Annotated in this window: 14 protein-coding genes and 1 pseudogene; 6 read left to right on the top strand and 9 right to left on the bottom strand. The window is 66.6% G+C overall.

Annotated elements, in window-relative coordinates:
* Positions 1-136 precede the first annotated feature (136 nt).
* A complete protein-coding gene (locus QFZ67_RS17590) occupies positions 137-415 on the bottom strand; it encodes a DUF6355 family natural product biosynthesis protein (protein ID WP_307662032.1) in 279 nt (92 codons plus the stop codon).
* Positions 416-761: 346 nt separating this feature from the next.
* On the opposite strand from QFZ67_RS17590, the pseudogene QFZ67_RS17585 reads away from it, so the two are divergent.
* A pseudogene (locus tag QFZ67_RS17585) lies at positions 762-999 on the top strand (hypothetical protein); the annotation flags it as partial.
* A gap of 35 nt (positions 1000-1034) precedes the next feature.
* On the opposite strand, the gene QFZ67_RS17580 reads toward QFZ67_RS17585, so the two are convergent.
* The 6 genes from QFZ67_RS17580 to QFZ67_RS17555 all read right to left on the bottom strand — a co-directional run bounded on the left by QFZ67_RS17580 (position 1035) and on the right by QFZ67_RS17555 (position 6123).
* Positions 1035-1199 (bottom strand): hypothetical protein, encoded by a 165-nt coding sequence (locus tag QFZ67_RS17580; RefSeq protein WP_307662031.1) that lies wholly within the window; start codon positions 1197-1199, stop codon positions 1035-1037.
* A 958-nt stretch (positions 1200-2157) separates the two neighbouring features.
* A complete protein-coding gene (locus tag QFZ67_RS17575) occupies positions 2158-2670 on the bottom strand; it encodes a hypothetical protein (protein ID WP_307662030.1) in 513 nt (170 codons plus the stop codon).
* A 60-nt stretch (positions 2671-2730) separates the two neighbouring features.
* On the bottom strand, positions 2731-3228 hold the full coding sequence (locus QFZ67_RS17570; protein WP_307662029.1) for a hypothetical protein: 498 nt from the start codon (positions 3226-3228) through the stop codon (positions 2731-2733).
* A 58-nt stretch (positions 3229-3286) separates the two neighbouring features.
* Positions 3287-4612 carry a hypothetical protein gene (locus tag QFZ67_RS17565; RefSeq protein WP_307662028.1) on the bottom strand — a complete coding sequence of 442 codons (1326 nt, stop codon included), beginning with the start codon at positions 4610-4612 and terminating at the stop codon, positions 3287-3289.
* A gap of 79 nt (positions 4613-4691) precedes the next feature.
* The gene (locus QFZ67_RS17560) at positions 4692-5078 is read right to left on the bottom strand and encodes a hypothetical protein (protein ID WP_307662027.1); all 387 of its coding nucleotides are present in this window, start codon (positions 5076-5078) and stop codon (positions 4692-4694) included.
* Positions 5079-5769: 691 nt separating this feature from the next.
* Positions 5770-6123 carry a DUF4333 domain-containing protein gene (locus tag QFZ67_RS17555; RefSeq protein ID WP_307665877.1) on the bottom strand — a complete coding sequence of 118 codons (354 nt, stop codon included), beginning with the start codon at positions 6121-6123 and terminating at the stop codon, positions 5770-5772.
* Positions 6124-6213: 90 nt separating this feature from the next.
* Here QFZ67_RS17555 and QFZ67_RS17550 point away from each other — a divergent pair, with 90 nt between their 5' ends.
* The gene (locus QFZ67_RS17550) at positions 6214-6363 is read left to right on the top strand and encodes a hypothetical protein (protein WP_307662026.1); all 150 of its coding nucleotides are present in this window, start codon (positions 6214-6216) and stop codon (positions 6361-6363) included.
* Positions 6364-6618: 255 nt separating this feature from the next.
* On the opposite strand, the gene QFZ67_RS17545 is transcribed toward QFZ67_RS17550, so the two are convergent.
* Positions 6619-7023 carry a hypothetical protein gene (locus tag QFZ67_RS17545; protein WP_307662025.1) on the bottom strand — a complete coding sequence of 135 codons (405 nt, stop codon included), beginning with the start codon at positions 7021-7023 and terminating at the stop codon, positions 6619-6621.
* A gap of 1038 nt (positions 7024-8061) precedes the next feature.
* Between QFZ67_RS17545 and QFZ67_RS17540 the strand changes: the two genes are divergently transcribed.
* Both QFZ67_RS17540 and QFZ67_RS17535 read left to right on the top strand, forming a co-directional pair.
* On the top strand, positions 8062-8955 hold the full coding sequence (locus tag QFZ67_RS17540) for a transposase (RefSeq protein WP_307662024.1): 894 nt from the start codon (positions 8062-8064) through the stop codon (positions 8953-8955).
* 530 nt (positions 8956-9485) lie between these two features.
* Positions 9486-11504 carry a pentapeptide repeat-containing protein gene (locus QFZ67_RS17535; protein ID WP_307662023.1) on the top strand — a complete coding sequence of 673 codons (2019 nt, stop codon included), beginning with the start codon at positions 9486-9488 and terminating at the stop codon, positions 11502-11504.
* Positions 11505-11977: 473 nt separating this feature from the next.
* On the opposite strand, the gene QFZ67_RS17530 is transcribed toward QFZ67_RS17535, so the two are convergent.
* Positions 11978-12226 carry a hypothetical protein gene (locus QFZ67_RS17530; protein ID WP_307666129.1) on the bottom strand — a complete coding sequence of 83 codons (249 nt, stop codon included), beginning with the start codon at positions 12224-12226 and terminating at the stop codon, positions 11978-11980.
* On the opposite strand from QFZ67_RS17530, the gene QFZ67_RS17525 reads away from it, so the two are divergent.
* Positions 12107-12529 (top strand): GNAT family N-acetyltransferase, encoded by a 423-nt coding sequence (locus tag QFZ67_RS17525; RefSeq protein ID WP_307665876.1) that lies wholly within the window; start codon positions 12107-12109, stop codon positions 12527-12529. The genes QFZ67_RS17530 and QFZ67_RS17525 overlap by 120 nt on opposite strands.
* 973 nt (positions 12530-13502) lie before the next feature.
* On the top strand, positions 13503-14621 hold the full coding sequence (locus QFZ67_RS17520; RefSeq protein WP_307662022.1) for an IS630 family transposase: 1119 nt from the start codon (positions 13503-13505) through the stop codon (positions 14619-14621).
* The last annotated feature ends 10 nt before the right edge of the window (positions 14622-14631 follow it).

Below are 14631 nucleotides of genomic sequence, written 5' to 3'. Positions count from 1 at the left end.
TCACGTGAGTCAGTGGCCTTTGATGAGCGTCGGGGTGGCGGGAGTTGGGGTCTGCTTCGCCGACGGCTGCAACATCATGGGGGTGTTGCAGCCGTCCGTGACCGGAGCCGCCAGTTGGGACGCCTGTAACCAGAGGTCAGCAAGTGCGCCCGACGTACGCCGCGCCGTCGATTTGGCCAGCCGATCCCAGCCAGGTGATGCCAGGGCCCACGCATCGCTCGTAGTTGGGACCCCATACTTCCACTTCGATGATCACGTGCGAGCCGTCGCTTGTGCAGTGGTTGTAGTACGCGTCACTGGAGGTCTCGTAGAACCCGCAGGGGTCGGCGGCCGCTGACGGCGCGGCGGATGTGGTCAGTCCGAGGATGAGGGCTACGGCACCGAGGACGGCCGGCAGGGAACGGCGAACGCTCATGGGGCAACTCCTTCTGAGGGCGCGATGCCCGAGCACTGGATGAGTTGTGCACACGTAGAGCGTTCCACTCCTTACTCTTGGTAGTAGTTGATCTAGCTCGTACGAATGAAGGACTTCACCAGATCGGGTGCGAATGCGCCTGAACTGCAACAACGCCCGTCTAGGCAGGGGCGATAGCGACCAAGCGCATTACTCAGCCGCGAGCGCCGAAAGTGACGACGGTGAAGGGTCGTTCTTGGCGAAGGCCGCGTTCCTAACCGGATCGAGTCGCCTTCGGCGCCGGCGACCTACAAGGGTCGGCGTCGCAGACGGGCTGCAACATCCCGGGGTTTGCAGCCCGTCTGCCGACCCGGAGGCCGCCGCGCTGGCTCTGCGTACGGCGATGAGCCTCATCCACCTGTACGCGGTACTGGCCCGGCACCACCTTCACCCTCCCGCCCGTGCTGTTCGCGAAGATGACGGAGGAGGGCCTGGAGTCCTACCGCAGCAGTGGAATACGGGCCCGGTATGCCGAACCCGTGGCGTCGCTTCCTAACGCCTCTGCGAGGCGCCCTGCTCCCGGTCGGGCGATCCACGTTCGATGAAGACGGCTAGGTACTGGAACTCTCCCCGAAGCTCCTCATTGCTTTGAGTACGGCTGCCAGTTGAGGGGATAGGTGTCCTGCAAGGTCCGAGCGTTAGGTTTGTAGTCGCCTTGGGCCCGGAGGAGCTCGCCGGCGAGCGTGCGTCCGTCGTGGATGCGGAAGTCGTCTTCCGCATTGCCTGCGACGGCGGCGGTGTCCACAGCGACCTTCATTGGTGATGAGAAGCGCCAGGCCGTTCTGGTCGGGGCGGTCGCCGAACCGCTCCAGCCTGGCGATGTCGGAGACGAAGCCCAGTCGGCCGAGGTCGGTGGCTGCGTGCGACGTCAACGCGTACTCCTCTTTCAGGGGCCCGATTGTGCCGGTCCATCTGGCCTTGAAGTACTTGAACTCGACAGCCGTACGGGCCGAGGGGCCGATGCACAGCAGGTCGAGGTGCTCAGCGCGGTTCGTATCCGACATGTGCTGGCGCACTTCCAACCTGGACTGGATCGCGGGTGCCAGGTCCCACAGCACCCGCGCGAAGCTGTGCTGCAGATCCGCTTCGGAGTGGAACACGGGCCGATCGTGTCGGAGGCGGGCCATGACCTCGGTCAGAGGTCGGCTTCGCCGACCGGCTGCGGCGGCAGCTCGACAAGCTCCGCAGCGAGCAATGAGCATGCAGAGCCATCGGCCCGCATCTCCGGCCGTCCCTCAGCCCCGATCTTGCAGCAAGCGCCGCGGAGGTAGGTTGCGCAGGTAAGCGGACACCTGTGTCGCCGGAAGCGGCGGCGGTGACTCCATGGAATCCGCCGCCGCGGCGGCGCCCGGTGATCCAGACCGGAGCCGTCGCGATGGACGGCATCTTCAAGGCCGACCCGAAGCGATAGACACTCACCAACAAATCAGGGCCACCTACTACGGAAGTAGGTGGCCCTGACCTGGTGTTTCTCTGTCGGGGTGGCGGGATTTGAACCCACGACCTCTTCGTCCCGAATGGGGTTCGATCAAGATCGACACCGGCTTGTTTGCTGTTTTGCTTGGTCAGGGCGTTGGGGTGTGGTGGTCTCGGGTGGTCTGGGAGGGGTTCCGGGAGCGATTCGGCTCCCAAATGGCTCCCAAGAGGAGGACCCGTCGTGCGGTCGCCGGTGTCCGCGCTCGTGAACCATCACCCGTCGGGCCTCACAGCTTGCCGGTGATGACTCCGCGCCAGGTCCATCCCGCGCCCAGGACGGTGTCCTGCAGGGGGTTCTTCAGGTCGGAGCTGTCGAAGCTGAACGTCTCGGTCGCTTCGAGGCCACCGTCTTCGCCCCCGCCGAGCGTCCAGCGCTTTGAGACCGTCTGCACCTGGCCACGTTGGGCCTCGGCCGCGATGGCCAGCCTCGGGGTGTCGCCGTCCCACGTGACCTCGTACTGCTGGTCGAGACAGCGGACTTCGTTCTTCTCCGGGACCAGGCGCATACGGACCTGGAACGCCCGACTCACCTGGGTGCGGACGAAGAAGGTCTGCCAGGCCGGGTCCAGGATGCGCCACTCGGCCACCAGGTCGGCGCCTTCCTCACGGCCGTCCCTGATGACGTACGGGACGTCAGGGCGGTTGAGGCCGAGCAGAGCAGCATGGACCTCGGCGGCGGATCGCGGGGCGACACCGTCGGCGGGGCGCTTGGTTCCGGTCAGCTTGTCGAAGAGTCCCATGAAATCAACCTATGAAGAGTCGGATTGTCGGTGCAAGATCTGCCGCTTCCGTGGGACGCGCTACGAGGCCGCGTCGGTGTCCGGGCGGACTGTGCGCACGAAGTCCTGGAAGTCGTCCAGGACGGCGGGGTGTTGGGACGCGGTGGCTGTCAGGACCAGGCGGATCACCGCCCGCTTGCGCGGATCGGCGAGGTCCAGCATGGACAGGTACACCTGGGACTGGACGAGGTCGCGGAGTACGCCGCCGACGACGGCCGAGAGGGCCAGCGCCTGCGTGAAACCGGGCGCGTCCGCGGAGCCGATCTCGCGGCGTCCGGTGACCACGATCGACGCGGCGGCCTGGCTCAAGCGCTCTACGGACTCGTGGGCGATCTCGGACAGCGTCGCCGCGTCCGGCCGGTACTCGCCATCGATCGTGATGTTCGCGGTGAATCCGGCATCCGGTTGGGGATGCAGCGCGACGAACGCCGCGCCCGGTGCGCCGACTTCATCCGGCTGTGCGGCGCGCCAGCCTTCCGGCAGTTCGAACTCGATCGGTACGGGCAGGGTCGTGGCCATCTCGGGCCCTCCTTACTACGGCAGTGTGCCTACGGCGGTGGGTCTGCGGGAGCGTGCATCAGAACACGCTGCCGATCGCATCACCGACCGCCCCGGCCGCATCGCCCACGGCGTCAGCCGCATCGCTTGCAGTATCGGCGATCTTCCCCGGATCAACGGTGACCTCGAAGCCCACCTCGCCGCCGAGCCCGACGGCAACGCCCGTCTTCGCGCCGATGTGCCACTTGCCGTCGGTGCCCTTGCCGAAAGTCGCCTCGGCCTCGGCCCCGATGCCGGCCCAGCCCTCGGCCGTCGCGCCCGCCCCGATGCCGCCGATGTCCGCGCCCCCCGCGACGCCGGCCTTCGCGCCGGCGAACGCTTCCGCGCCCGCCTGCAACCCCTCGAGGCCGGCCCCGGCGTTGATGCCGGCCTCAGCGCCCGCCTTGGTCTCCGCCCGTCCGTACACCCCGACGGGGCCGGCGTCGGCGGTGCCTTTGGCCGAGGCTTCGGCGCCCGCGAAGGCGGCGGCCTCGCCCTTGACGCCCTCGTTGGTGATGCCGCCGGCCGCGGAGGCCTTGGCGCCCACGTAGGCTTCGGCCTCCCCGGCGAGCTTCATCGGGCCGTTGGTGAGCGAGCCCTCCGCGCTCGCGCGGCCGAGGTCGGCATGCGCCTCGGCCTCGGCCAGCTTGCCAGCCGCGGCGTCGGGCCCGGTGGCCGATGTCCCGACGCCGGGGCCTGAGGCTTCGGCCTCGCCTTCGGATACCCACCCGTCGGTCTTCGTGCGGGCGTCTTTCTTCGCTGCCGCGGCCTCGTACTTCTCGATGTCGCCCTGTGCCTGGCCGTTGAAGCCGTTGAGAGTGCCGTCCTTGATGTTGGAGTCGATCACTACCGCCTTGAGAGCGATCTCGACGCCGGTGTCGGCTTCGCCGACGTCCTTTACGAGCCGGTCGATGCGCTTCTGCCAGGAGGCGATAGCGGTGCGCACGGACTGCTGATAGTCGAGGTCATGGTGCAGGGCAGTGCGCTCGCCGTCGCTGAGCTTTGCGGTGTCGTAGGAGACCACGCCCTCGTCCGAGACCGCCATACCGGCCACGACGGCGTCCGCTCGTGCCGACTCCAGCTTCTTGCGCAGATCCGTGAACTGCGCGTGCGCGTCACGGAGCAGCGAGGCTACCGCCTTGACCTCGACCTGGGCGTTCTGGAATTCCTTGAGCGTGATGGCGAAGCGCCGGTTGGCGGCGTCCGCGCTCAGCCCCGTCCAGGTCTGGCCCATGGATATGCCGTGCACATCCCGCTTGTAGGCGATCTCCTGCTTGTGGAACTCCTTCGCCATCCCGTCCCAGCGGCCCGCGGCCGTGGTGAGCGTGGACAGGTCGGTCGTCATGATCTCGTGATACGTCGGCATGGACTCCCCGTTGTTTTCGCCCTAGCGACATGCCAGTTGGAGCGGCTGTTCAGGGGGCTGAGCGCTTCATACAGCCCGGTCAGTATCCGTCGATCACCGACACCGAGCGCGCACTCGCCCCGGCCTTGATATCCGTGCCCTGCAGCACGGTGCCAGCACTCCGCAGCGCTGCCTTCTCCGATGCGAGTCGGTTCATCAGGTTCTGGACCTGCTCACCCCACGTCTCGTGCGCCTTCTTCAAAGCCCCCGACGTGAGCCATCCGTCACGGAACTTCTTGACGGCCTCGTTGGTCTCCGTGTCCGCCCAGTCGCCAGCCTTGCGGGTGTCGGGCTCGATGTGGTCCTCGATGGCCTTTGCTGCGGCCTTTTTCTCAGCCGGCGAGGAAGCAAGATCTTTCTGCCCTCCGGCCGACCCCAAGGAGCCAGTGGACCCTCCGGGGTCGGCTGGCAGCTGGTTCAGTCGCATCCCGACGGACTGTCCCGTCACGTTGCTTCCCGCCTGTCCTGGTTCCGGCCCTGCCATGACTCTGCCTCTCCCGTGAGTCGCCGTACGGCGCAAGCATTCGGAGCAACCCCATTTCAACGACCAAGTCGCAGAGTAGCGCCCCCACATCCTGCGCCTCATGGGCCCCTGCCTTGGTAGCCGCAGTCGACGATCACATGGCACCACTGACGGCGTTCTCGGCTCCGGACGACTCCGCATGACGTCTTGCCGAGTGGTGTAGCCGATTGAGACATCGGAACCCGCAGATCGCGGGCGGGGCAAAGGGCAACGTCGCTTCCTATGCGACTGCAGAAAGGCAGTCGCATAGGAAGCGACGTTGCAGCAGAGCCAGAACCGGCGAGTCCCAGGTTTCCGCCTTCACCAGGACCACCGGGGTCGCACACAGGGCTCCGAAGACGCCGAGACGTGAGAAGAAACCGTTGACCAGGAGGGAGCCCGTTCCCGTCCACGGCGTCGGGTGGATTCGCAGCCCCGAGGGGGTCGGTCATCGTGTCTCCTTCCAACTCGCTCATGGCCACAGCTCATCCGAAGGGGCTCCTCACCTCAGCAGCAGAGCCTGCGCCTTTGCCCCGGCCGCCGCGACCACGGATCGGTGAAATCCGGCGGACCTCGCAGAACGCCCTCTGAGTCCTGTTGTAGAACGGCGCGGTGGTCAGTTCGCAGCCGGGGAAGCCGTGTCGTCGGCCTTGATGTCGAAGTTGATCTGGTCTCCATCGACAGAAGACACCTTGACCGATACGCCCAAGGAGCTGCCGTCGCCCGCTGTGAGCTTGCACCGGGTGGTGTTACCGATCTTGCCGATGAGGTCCTCCGGACAGGCGATGTGCGGCTTTGGCTGGCCCGTTGTGGCGGCGAGCTTTTCGGCGACTGTGGTGGCCAGCTTGTCCGCAGACAGTTTCGGCGTGGGCTTTTCGACGTTGACCGAGGCCGAGCAGCCGATGAGCAGCACGCTGGCAGCTACGGCCGAGAGGATCGAAGTTGCTGCGGACAACCGGGTTACGGTCATGGTGGCTCCGGTCTGGGTGGTCATGACAAGAAGACGCAGGAAGCATACTTTGGTAGGGGCGCTCCGGCCATGTTGGAGGGGCTCCCTGGCATGAGCCGGAGTAGTCAACGCTTCCGCAGCCAGGCCGCGTTCACCCATCTGGCCCTTGCCGTACGACGAGTTGACAGGCAGCACCGGAAGACATGTGACCAGCACGCCGAGACCCTCACCGAGGCCATCCAGGCCCTCGGTGGCACCTGAGACGCCGAGCGCGCTCTGACAGCCCTGTTCGGAGCGGGATACCGTCCCGCTGACGTGGAGGCCCGCGCCAGGTGCTCCGAGGCCTCGCCGACGGAGGAGTCGTTGTGAAGACCAGCGAGAGGCCCGTGGAGTATCGACGCGCTGATGGCTGAACTGCTGCGATAAGGGCGGCCGTATCGCGTCCTGCCGAGGGTGCCTCACCACCGATTGCGCGTGTCGCAGCAGGGAGCGCCGCGGCTCTCAGGCTGGATGAGCTCACGGCCCCGTCCGTCTGCGGCACGCGTCCGGAAAGGACGTCAGTTGCCCAAGAGGCGCTGGAGTTCGTCCACCGGCAGGCCGCGCTTCCTGTGCGGCGGTGCCTCCGTCGAAGCGGATGCCCTCAGCGGCGAGGACGTCCGCCGGGGTGTCCGTGCGTGTCGGGTCGGTCCACCGGAAGCCTGTGCTGACGCGTCCGGCCGCGGTGAGGATGACGGTTGCCACGTCGCCGTACGTGGTCCAGCGCCCGGGCGGGATGGTTTCCAGCAGGGTGTGCAGGCTCGACCAGTCCTTTGGCGTGCCGCTGAGCCGCTTGGCCAGGGACGCGAGGTCGGCGCTCGCCAGTGCCGCCCACTTGTCGGGGTCGGCGCTTGTCCGGGAACGTGGTCGGTGTCGACGTCCCACGAGGTTGTGCCCTGGATGCCGTCGGCTTTCCGGTCGGTCACGCTGCGGAAGATGTGGTTGTCCAGCCCGGTCGGCGTGTAGAGCTTGCCGTCGGCGTCCCAGGCCAGGGGCTTGGCGGTGTTGTTGCTCCAGGTAGCCGTCGCGCGGCTGCCGTCCTCACCCACCCACACGGCGATGGCCTCGCGGATGGATTCCGTTACACCGTGCCGTGGGGTCAGCCGCAGCCTGGTCCGTCCGGCAGCAGGCCGGCGCCGACGAGGACGTGGACTGCGTTTCTGGGCCCGTGAGCGCTCCTCCAGCTTCTGGGCGGCGGCCTTGGCCAGACACCAAAGCGGCGTACGTCATCGCCTGGAGGTGTACGTCCCGGTCGGCAGTACCCCGCTTCAGCTCGACCACCACGAGGCGCCGCGTGGCATCTAGCCCCAGGACGTCCAGCCGGTCCCGTGCTGGCACCCCGTCCGTGTCGGCCCACCGGTTGAACTCCGCGGTGACTACCAGCACCGACTCGCCGAGGATCTGCGGGTTGTCGATCACCCACTCCTGAACGTGCTGCCGTTCGAGCAGTCCTTCCGCAGTCAGCCCGGTGGGGGAGATCGGCGTCGCCGACCGGCCAGCAACGGGAAGAGATGATCCACTCTGCCCCCTCGTCCGCCCGTGCAGCGTCACCCCGGGCGCTCAGAGCCTGTGGCGCGGACGGGCCCCTGGGACAGTCCATCGCGCTGCACCGGTGGACACTTCGCATCCGTTTCCGGGAGCCGTCTCCAATGCTCTGCTCCCACGTTATGTTTTCCGCGGTCCTGCAAGAGGGCCGCTGGCCTCCGGGCCCGGCATGACTGTGTCCCCCTGTCGAACGGATGACCTGGGGGGTGGTGTCACCGGGCCCGGGAGGTGCCGTCGGAGACGCTGATCAGAGGTCCGGCCACCGCCCGGTCCGGCGCAATGCCGGACAGCTCGCGGGCGGCAGGTCTGCATAACGTGGATGCGCGCGTACGACACCGATGCCGAGGCCGGCACGTTCAACTCCCCTGAAGGGGCGCAATGTTCAATACCGAAGACGTGGGCGTGTTCCTCGGCCTGGACGTCGGCAAGAGTGCTCATCACGGCCACGGGCTCACCCCGGCCGGGAAGAAGGTCTTCGACAAGCCACTGCCCAACAGCGAGCCGAAACTGCGGGCCGTCTTCGACAAGCTGGCCGCAAAGTTCGCCACCGTGCTGGTGATCGTGGACCAGCCCGCCTCCATCGGTGCTCTGCCGCTGGCCGTCACCTGGCTCCTGGAACGCTACGGATCTCCGGCCGCGCTGCGAAAGGCCGGACGCCGCAGGCTCGTTGAGCTGATCCGGCCCAAGGCCCCACGCATGGCCGCCCGGCTGATCGACGACGTCTTTACCGCGCTGGACGAGCAGACCGTCGTGGTCCCGGGGACCGGCACCCTCGACATCGTCGTGCCCTCCCTGGCCCGCTCGCTCGCGGCCGTCCAGGAACAGCGCCGGGCCCTGGAAGCCCAGATCAACACCCTGCTGGAGGCCCACCCTCTTTCCCCGGTCCTGACGTCGATGCCCGGCGTCGGCGTCAGGACCGCCGCCGTCCTGCTGACCACCGTCGGCGACGGCACCAGCTTCCCCACCGCCGCCCACCTCGCCTCCTACGCCGGGCTCGCCCCCACCACGAAGTCCTCGGGAACCTCGATCCACGGCGAACACGCACCCAGAGGCGGAAACCGGCAGCTCAAACGCGCCATGTTCCTCTCCGCCTTCGCCTGCATGAACGCCGATGCGGCCTCCCGCACCTACTACGACAAACAACGCGCCCGAGGAAAAACCCATACCCAGGCCCTCCTCCGCCTCGCCCGCCAACGCATCAGCGTCCTGTTCGCCATGCTCCGCGACGGCACGTTCTACGAGCCCCGCACCCCCGAAACCGCCCCCGCCTGAACCCTTCGACCTTGACGAAGGACATCGAGGCACCCCCCCACAAACCACTTAGGGGCCTGATCCCTCTACGGATCAGGCCCCTGACCTGGTGTTTCTCTGTCGGGGTGGCGGGATTTGAACCCACGACCTCTTCGTCCCGAACGAGGTACGACAGCGTTCGGCACCTCAGCCTAGAGGAGTTGCCGCAGGTCAAGGCCTCGGTATGGCTTGGTACGGCAGGGCGTCCGTGAGAGATTGAGGGAAGATCTTCTCCCAGCTTTCTCCCGGCCGTCAGACTGTCGCGGCGTCAGTGCCTAGGCACATCAGGGAGGGGTTCGCGCGGCCAGATTAGGCATGGTCCGTGGCGCGGCGGGAGCGCACTACAGCGCTTGCTGCCACGCTGCATGCTTAGTCCGGACCCAGCCGACCAGATTTTCCTTCCGAAGTAGCACCGTTCTACGACCAAGGCCCATGGGCCCGGCGAAGCCGGGCATACTCCAACGGGGCAGCCAGTTCGGTGATGGCGGTTGCAGGGGGCGGGAGCGGGGGCAGTGGACTTCACTTCCTGGAGTGACTGGGTACGTGCGGTGCTGGGGATGTCGGTTACCTACGCGGTGCTGGCTCTGATCTGGCGAGCGGTGGTGAGGGCGGCTGCTTTCAGCGACCCTCACCGGTGCACGGGACGCCGCATCGTGCTGGCCCCTCGTCGGCTGATACGGCCGCGTACGCAGTACATGAGACGCCAGTTGCGCGTCTCCACGGCTCTGCGGCGCCACCAGGGGTTGAGCAGCGCGACGCCCGCAGCCCAGTTTCTGGACCGTCTGTTGGAGATGGACCGTTCGGCACGCGTGTTAGAGGTAGGCCGCAGGATCTGGTCCCAGATCATCCCGTCCGCGCTGTTGTTGTGCGGCACTGCGCTGGGCGCATGGCTTGTCCTTGCCCCGCACATCGACAACGTGGAGAGCTTTGCACTGCCGACCTTTGATGATGTCCTCCTCGACGTGCTGGGCGAGGGGCAGTACTTGGGGTACACCGAGGACTGCGTCACGTGGTCCTTTCTGAAGGGCTGCCAAGAGGACGCCTACTGGTGGAGCGGTATCGAGTCGGGGTTGGCTTTCGGCGTGGCTGCAGCGTTGCTCCTTGCCGCGTGGCAGTCCCGGCTGGTAGCCGCCCGCGAGTTCACCTTCTGGGAGAGGCAAGAACCTCCTCTGCTCGCCTGCCTGGACTCTATGAGGGCCTGCCGTGATGCCTTGCGTTTCCCGGCCCCGGAAGCTTCGGTGTTGGATATGCGCATCGCCGAGTTGCGTGCTGCCCTGCAGAGCTTCGCCGGGCAGGGCCCCCCGGCCGACCCCGACCGGCGTGGCGAACTGGAGGAGCACACCGCGCAGGCCGCTAGGGCGTTGCACGACGCGATGGGCCGGGTCCTGCGTGACGGCAGCACTGCCCTGCCAGCCCTCATACGGTTGCTCGCCACTATCCAGGACCGGCTTCATGACTCCCGGTGGCTGGTCCTGCTCGACCATTCCCTGCTGACCGGTGCACCGGGACCGACGCCCGCCCCTGCACCGCAGCCTGCGGTGGCCGCACCCGCATCCGAGGTGGGCCGCTGGCAGCGTTACATGCCCGTAGCGACAGCGCTGCCGACGATTCCAGCCCTGCTGGCGCTGGGTCTCACGGCCGTGGCGGTCAGTCAGGCCAGGGACACGCTGAGACTAACGGAGCGGGAGCAGGTTGCCTCCACCTACAACGAGACGGTTGCCAACCTCGGTGATGAGTCCATAAACGTTAGGCTCAGCAGCATCTATGCCCTTCAGCGCATCATGCGAGAGTCTCCGCGCGAACAGCCGGCGATTGTCGAAGTCCTGAGCGCCTACGTCCGAGAGCAGGCGAAGGTGCCCAAGAAGGCGCAGGCTGACGCCTTGCGAAAAAACGTGACAACGCGGCCTGCCAGTGACGTGCAGGCTGCGCTGACTGTTCTGGGGTCGCGACCGCGGAGTTTAAACGATGATGTCGCTAACCCCGGCCCGGACGGACAGCAGCAGGGCGTCATTGACCTGCGCAGTACCTTCCTCGTCGGGGCCGACCTTTCTGGGGCGAACCTCTCCAGCGTGGACCTGCGCGGCGCCGATCTCACTCGTGCCGACCTGACCGCGGGGCGGTTCGAGAACGTCCGGTTCGACGGTGCCTACATGGCCGAAGCTGTTCTGACTGATGCCAACTTCCATGCCTCGAAGTTCATCGGAACGGATCTCAGGAAGGTCTGGTGGGATTCAGCGAATCTGCTCAATGCGGACCTGACACGCGCCGACCTCACCGGTGCCCGCCGTAGTGGCCAAGCGGGCGACCCGAGCATCTACCTTGCCAACGCGGAACTGTCCGGCGCGAACCTGACCGACGCTGATCTGTCCGACGCCTATCTCGCAGGAGCCGACCTCAGTCGGCACAGTGCACAAGGTATCTCCGCCGCGAACCTCACCCGTGCAAATTTCACCCGCGCGATCCTCAGAGGCGCGCTCCTTAGCGGCACTGACCGGCGAACGGCCACATGGAAAGGGGCGGTACTGCCCTAGCGTGGGCCGGAGATTCGATGCGAGCAGGCCGTGACTTTGTCAATGATCTCGTCAGCAGTCTTCCTCCCGAATAAGGTCAGGGCGGCCCCGCAGCCCCTTCTATGCAACAAAGAGGCTGGTCAGTGCCTTGGGATGCGTTGGTCTGACTAGGCGGTCGAAGGGCTTCGGGAGAAGATCTTCTCCCAGATTTCTCCCAAGACCACGACGCTAGTGAGGCCCGATCCGCCGTGCACGACATGCTGGCACTGGGCATAACTCGCCTCATGGCGAAGCAGAGGCGCAAGGCAAAGCGGACGCAGGGCTCGGGAGGATGGCGGCCTAGGCCCGCCACCTCCAACACGCTGCAGCAAGGATGGGCCGGTCCCGGAGGCGCAAGAATCCGGCTTGCCCGCGCGGAAGAGGGCCAGGCCGCGGTGGACCTATTGAGGCTCTCCGGGGAAGAGCCGGAACCCGCCGTGCTCCAAGGGCTTGAGTTAGGTGTCATAGGTGTGGCGCTGAAGGGCGCGCTGGATCACGGTCACGATGCGATCCTGCGGGAAGTCGCCCTTGTTCTCCAGTCGCCAGAGGCCATAGGTCAGGTATCCGCGAGCCTCGGCATGCTCATGGTGGCTGTGGACGCTCAAGGAACGGTAGTCGGGGCCCTGCTCGCCCATCCGCCCACGGCGTTCCTCCTGGGCCTGCGCGAGCGAGGGCTGGGCCAGCAACACGTGCTCCTCGGACATTGCGCTATAGCGAAGATCAAGGGACTCGCCGTCACGCCGGAGGCTCGTAGTTCAGGGCTGGGTTCATCCCTTCTTCGGCGCTGCAGGGAGACCTACTGGCAGTGCGGATTTGAGCTCTTGTACGGACAGTTCCACACCGAGCGAGATCGGCTTCCGGGGTTCTACAACACCAATGGTTTCGAGGTGCTCCCTGAGGACGGCGGGGTCGATCTGTGGGTGGTGTTCGGCCACAGTGTGGTGCTGCACAGCGAAGTCAACGAGCGGCTCTTCTACTGCTGGCGGCGATACGGCCACACCGCGTGACCTTGGGTGGCCGAGCGGACCCGCTGGTCGCTGCACAGAGCGACAGAGGGCTAAGCCACCTGGCAGGATGAATGATTCGGATGGGTCTGGAGGCAGACCGTCATTCGCCAGGTTTCGCCACCCCTCGCGACGCGCTGACCAGGACGTTCAGTTTTGATCTACGTCGGCCTGCACCGCGCCACCCCTTAGCGCCACGGTTAACTACGGGCTTCCGCCAGGTTCTTGATCTTGGTCCTCGGCTCGGACCTTGAAGCGCCCGTTGATTTGCGCTTTCCTCGTCTTGGAGCCGAGAGGTTCCAGGGCCACGCATAAAGCCTGGCCCCGGGATGCACCCCGAAGCCAGGCCCATATGCGGGGCTATGGGTGGGCCCGGCCGAGTAGATTGCGGCCGGGCTCGCTCGCCACCCAACCAGCCGTCCGGACTACCTTTGCCCCATCACACAAAGTGCTCGACGCACCCTGCGATGGCAGTGACCGCCGAGAGGATCAATGCCACTAGTTGAACCCAGTCTGGTACCTGGCTTCGCCTGCGGCAGCGCCCCCGTGCTGTCGATCGCTCCATCTCGCCTGATCTCCCATCTCTCAAAGTTCCCAACGGGGTTGGGACCCGCCAGGTGCAGGCGGGCGTGTGGGGGAGAGAGGCATCAAACTCTCTGCAAGGTATACGGCGCCCGTGATGGCGCGATGGGTAGTTCGGGGTGGCGATGGCTGGCGAACCTGCGCACGCCAACGGTGATCGCCACAGTGTCAGCGGGAGCCGATCCTGTGCAGCAACGGCACGGTGCGTGCGCGCACAGGCGCTGCGCTAGTGAGTGGGCTGGGCTTAGCTACCGGCTCGTGGGCCTGAGACCTGCGCTCTTGTAAAAGCAAAAGCCCCAGGTCACGGCTAGTGCTCTGACCGGGAAGGTTCGCCGGGTTGGCGATTGGAACGGTTGGATGGGCGGTGACGTCCGTTCCGACCGCTGGAGGTGTGGTGGCTGAGCCTGTGCGGGTGCGCAGACTGACCGACCACGAGGGGCAGAAGCTGCAGCAGATCGTGCGCCGGGGAAGTACAAGCTCGGTGCGCTATCGGCGGGCGATGATGCTGCTCGCGTCCGCCGGCGGGAACCGTGTTCCGGTGATTGCCCAGCTGGTCCAGGCCGACGAGGACACGGTGCGGGACGTGATCCACCGGTTCAACGAGATCGGCCTGGCCTGTCTGGACCCTCGATGGGCGGGAGGCCGTCCCCGCCTGCTCACCCCTGACGACGAGGACTTCGTCGTCCAGACGGCCACCACCCGCCCCGCCAAGCTCGGCCAGCCCTTCACCCGCTGGTCGATCCGCAAACTCGCCGCCTACCTGCGCCGTGTGCACGGAGGCGTCATCCGCATCGGCCGTGAAGCCTTACGGTGCCTGCTCCGGCGCCGCGGCATCACCTTCCAGCGCACCAAGACATGGAAGGAGTCGCCCGACCCCGAGCGCGACGCCAAGCTCGACCGCATCGAGCACGTGCTGGAGCACTTCCCGGACCGGGTCTTCGCCTTCGACGAGTTCGGGCCCCTGGGGATCCGGCCCACCGGAGGCTCCTGCTGGGCGAAGCAGGGCAAGCCCGACCGTCTGCCGGCGACCTACCGCCGCACGCACGGCGTGACCTACTTCCACGGCTGCTACTCCGTCGGCGACGACCGGTTGTGGGGCGTCAATCGCCGCCGCAAAGGCACCGCCAACACGCTGGCCGCGCTGAAGTCGATCCGTGCCGCCCGGCCTGACGGCGCCCCGATCTACATCATTCTGGACAACCTCTCCGCCCACACCGGAGCGGACATCCGCCGCTGGGCGAAGAAGAACAAGGTCGAGCTGTGCTTCACCCCGACCTATGCGTCCTGGGCCGACCCGATCGAGGCGCACTTCGGCCCGCTGCGGCAGTTCACCCTGGCGAATTCGAACCACCGCAGCCATCCCGCGCAGACCCGGTCCCTGCACCGCTACCTGCGCTGGCGCAACGCCAACGCCCGCCACCCCGACGTCCTCGCCGCACAACGCAAGGAACGCGCCCGCATTCGCAGCGAGAAGGGCATCCGCTGGGGTGGCAGACCAGCCCTCGCGGCGTGATCAAGAACGG

The organism is Streptomyces sp. V1I1, from assembly GCF_030817355.1.
Taxonomy (GTDB): Bacteria; Actinomycetota; Actinomycetes; order Streptomycetales; family Streptomycetaceae; genus Streptomyces.
Note: the sequence above shows the minus strand (reverse complement) of the source record. Positions and strands in the feature narration are given on the sequence as shown.

Excerpts from the sequence above, each read along its gene's own strand:
- QFZ67_RS17575 (WP_307662030.1), bottom strand. The coding sequence starts at position 2,670 with ATGGGACTCTTCGACAAGCTGACCGGAACCAAGCGCCCCGCCGACGGT.
- QFZ67_RS17590 (WP_307662032.1), bottom strand. The coding sequence starts at position 415 with ATGAGCGTTCGCCGTTCCCTGCCGGCCGTCCTCGGTGCCGTAGCCCTC.
- QFZ67_RS17560 (WP_307662027.1), bottom strand. The coding sequence starts at position 5,078 with ATGCGACTGAACCAGCTGCCAGCCGACCCCGGAGGGTCCACTGGCTCC.
- QFZ67_RS17525 (WP_307665876.1), top strand. The coding sequence starts at position 12,107 with ATGGTGGCTGTGGACGCTCAAGGAACGGTAGTCGGGGCCCTGCTCGCC.
- QFZ67_RS17530 (WP_307666129.1), bottom strand. The coding sequence starts at position 12,226 with ATGTCCGAGGAGCACGTGTTGCTGGCCCAGCCCTCGCTCGCGCAGGCC.
- QFZ67_RS17565 (WP_307662028.1), bottom strand. The coding sequence starts at position 4,612 with ATGCCGACGTATCACGAGATCATGACGACCGACCTGTCCACGCTCACC.
- QFZ67_RS17555 (WP_307665877.1), bottom strand. The coding sequence starts at position 6,123 with ATGACCGTAACCCGGTTGTCCGCAGCAACTTCGATCCTCTCGGCCGTA.
- QFZ67_RS17550 (WP_307662026.1), top strand. The coding sequence starts at position 6,214 with ATGAGCCGGAGTAGTCAACGCTTCCGCAGCCAGGCCGCGTTCACCCAT.
- QFZ67_RS17570 (WP_307662029.1), bottom strand. The coding sequence starts at position 3,228 with ATGGCCACGACCCTGCCCGTACCGATCGAGTTCGAACTGCCGGAAGGC.
- QFZ67_RS17540 (WP_307662024.1), top strand. The coding sequence starts at position 8,062 with ATGTTCAATACCGAAGACGTGGGCGTGTTCCTCGGCCTGGACGTCGGC.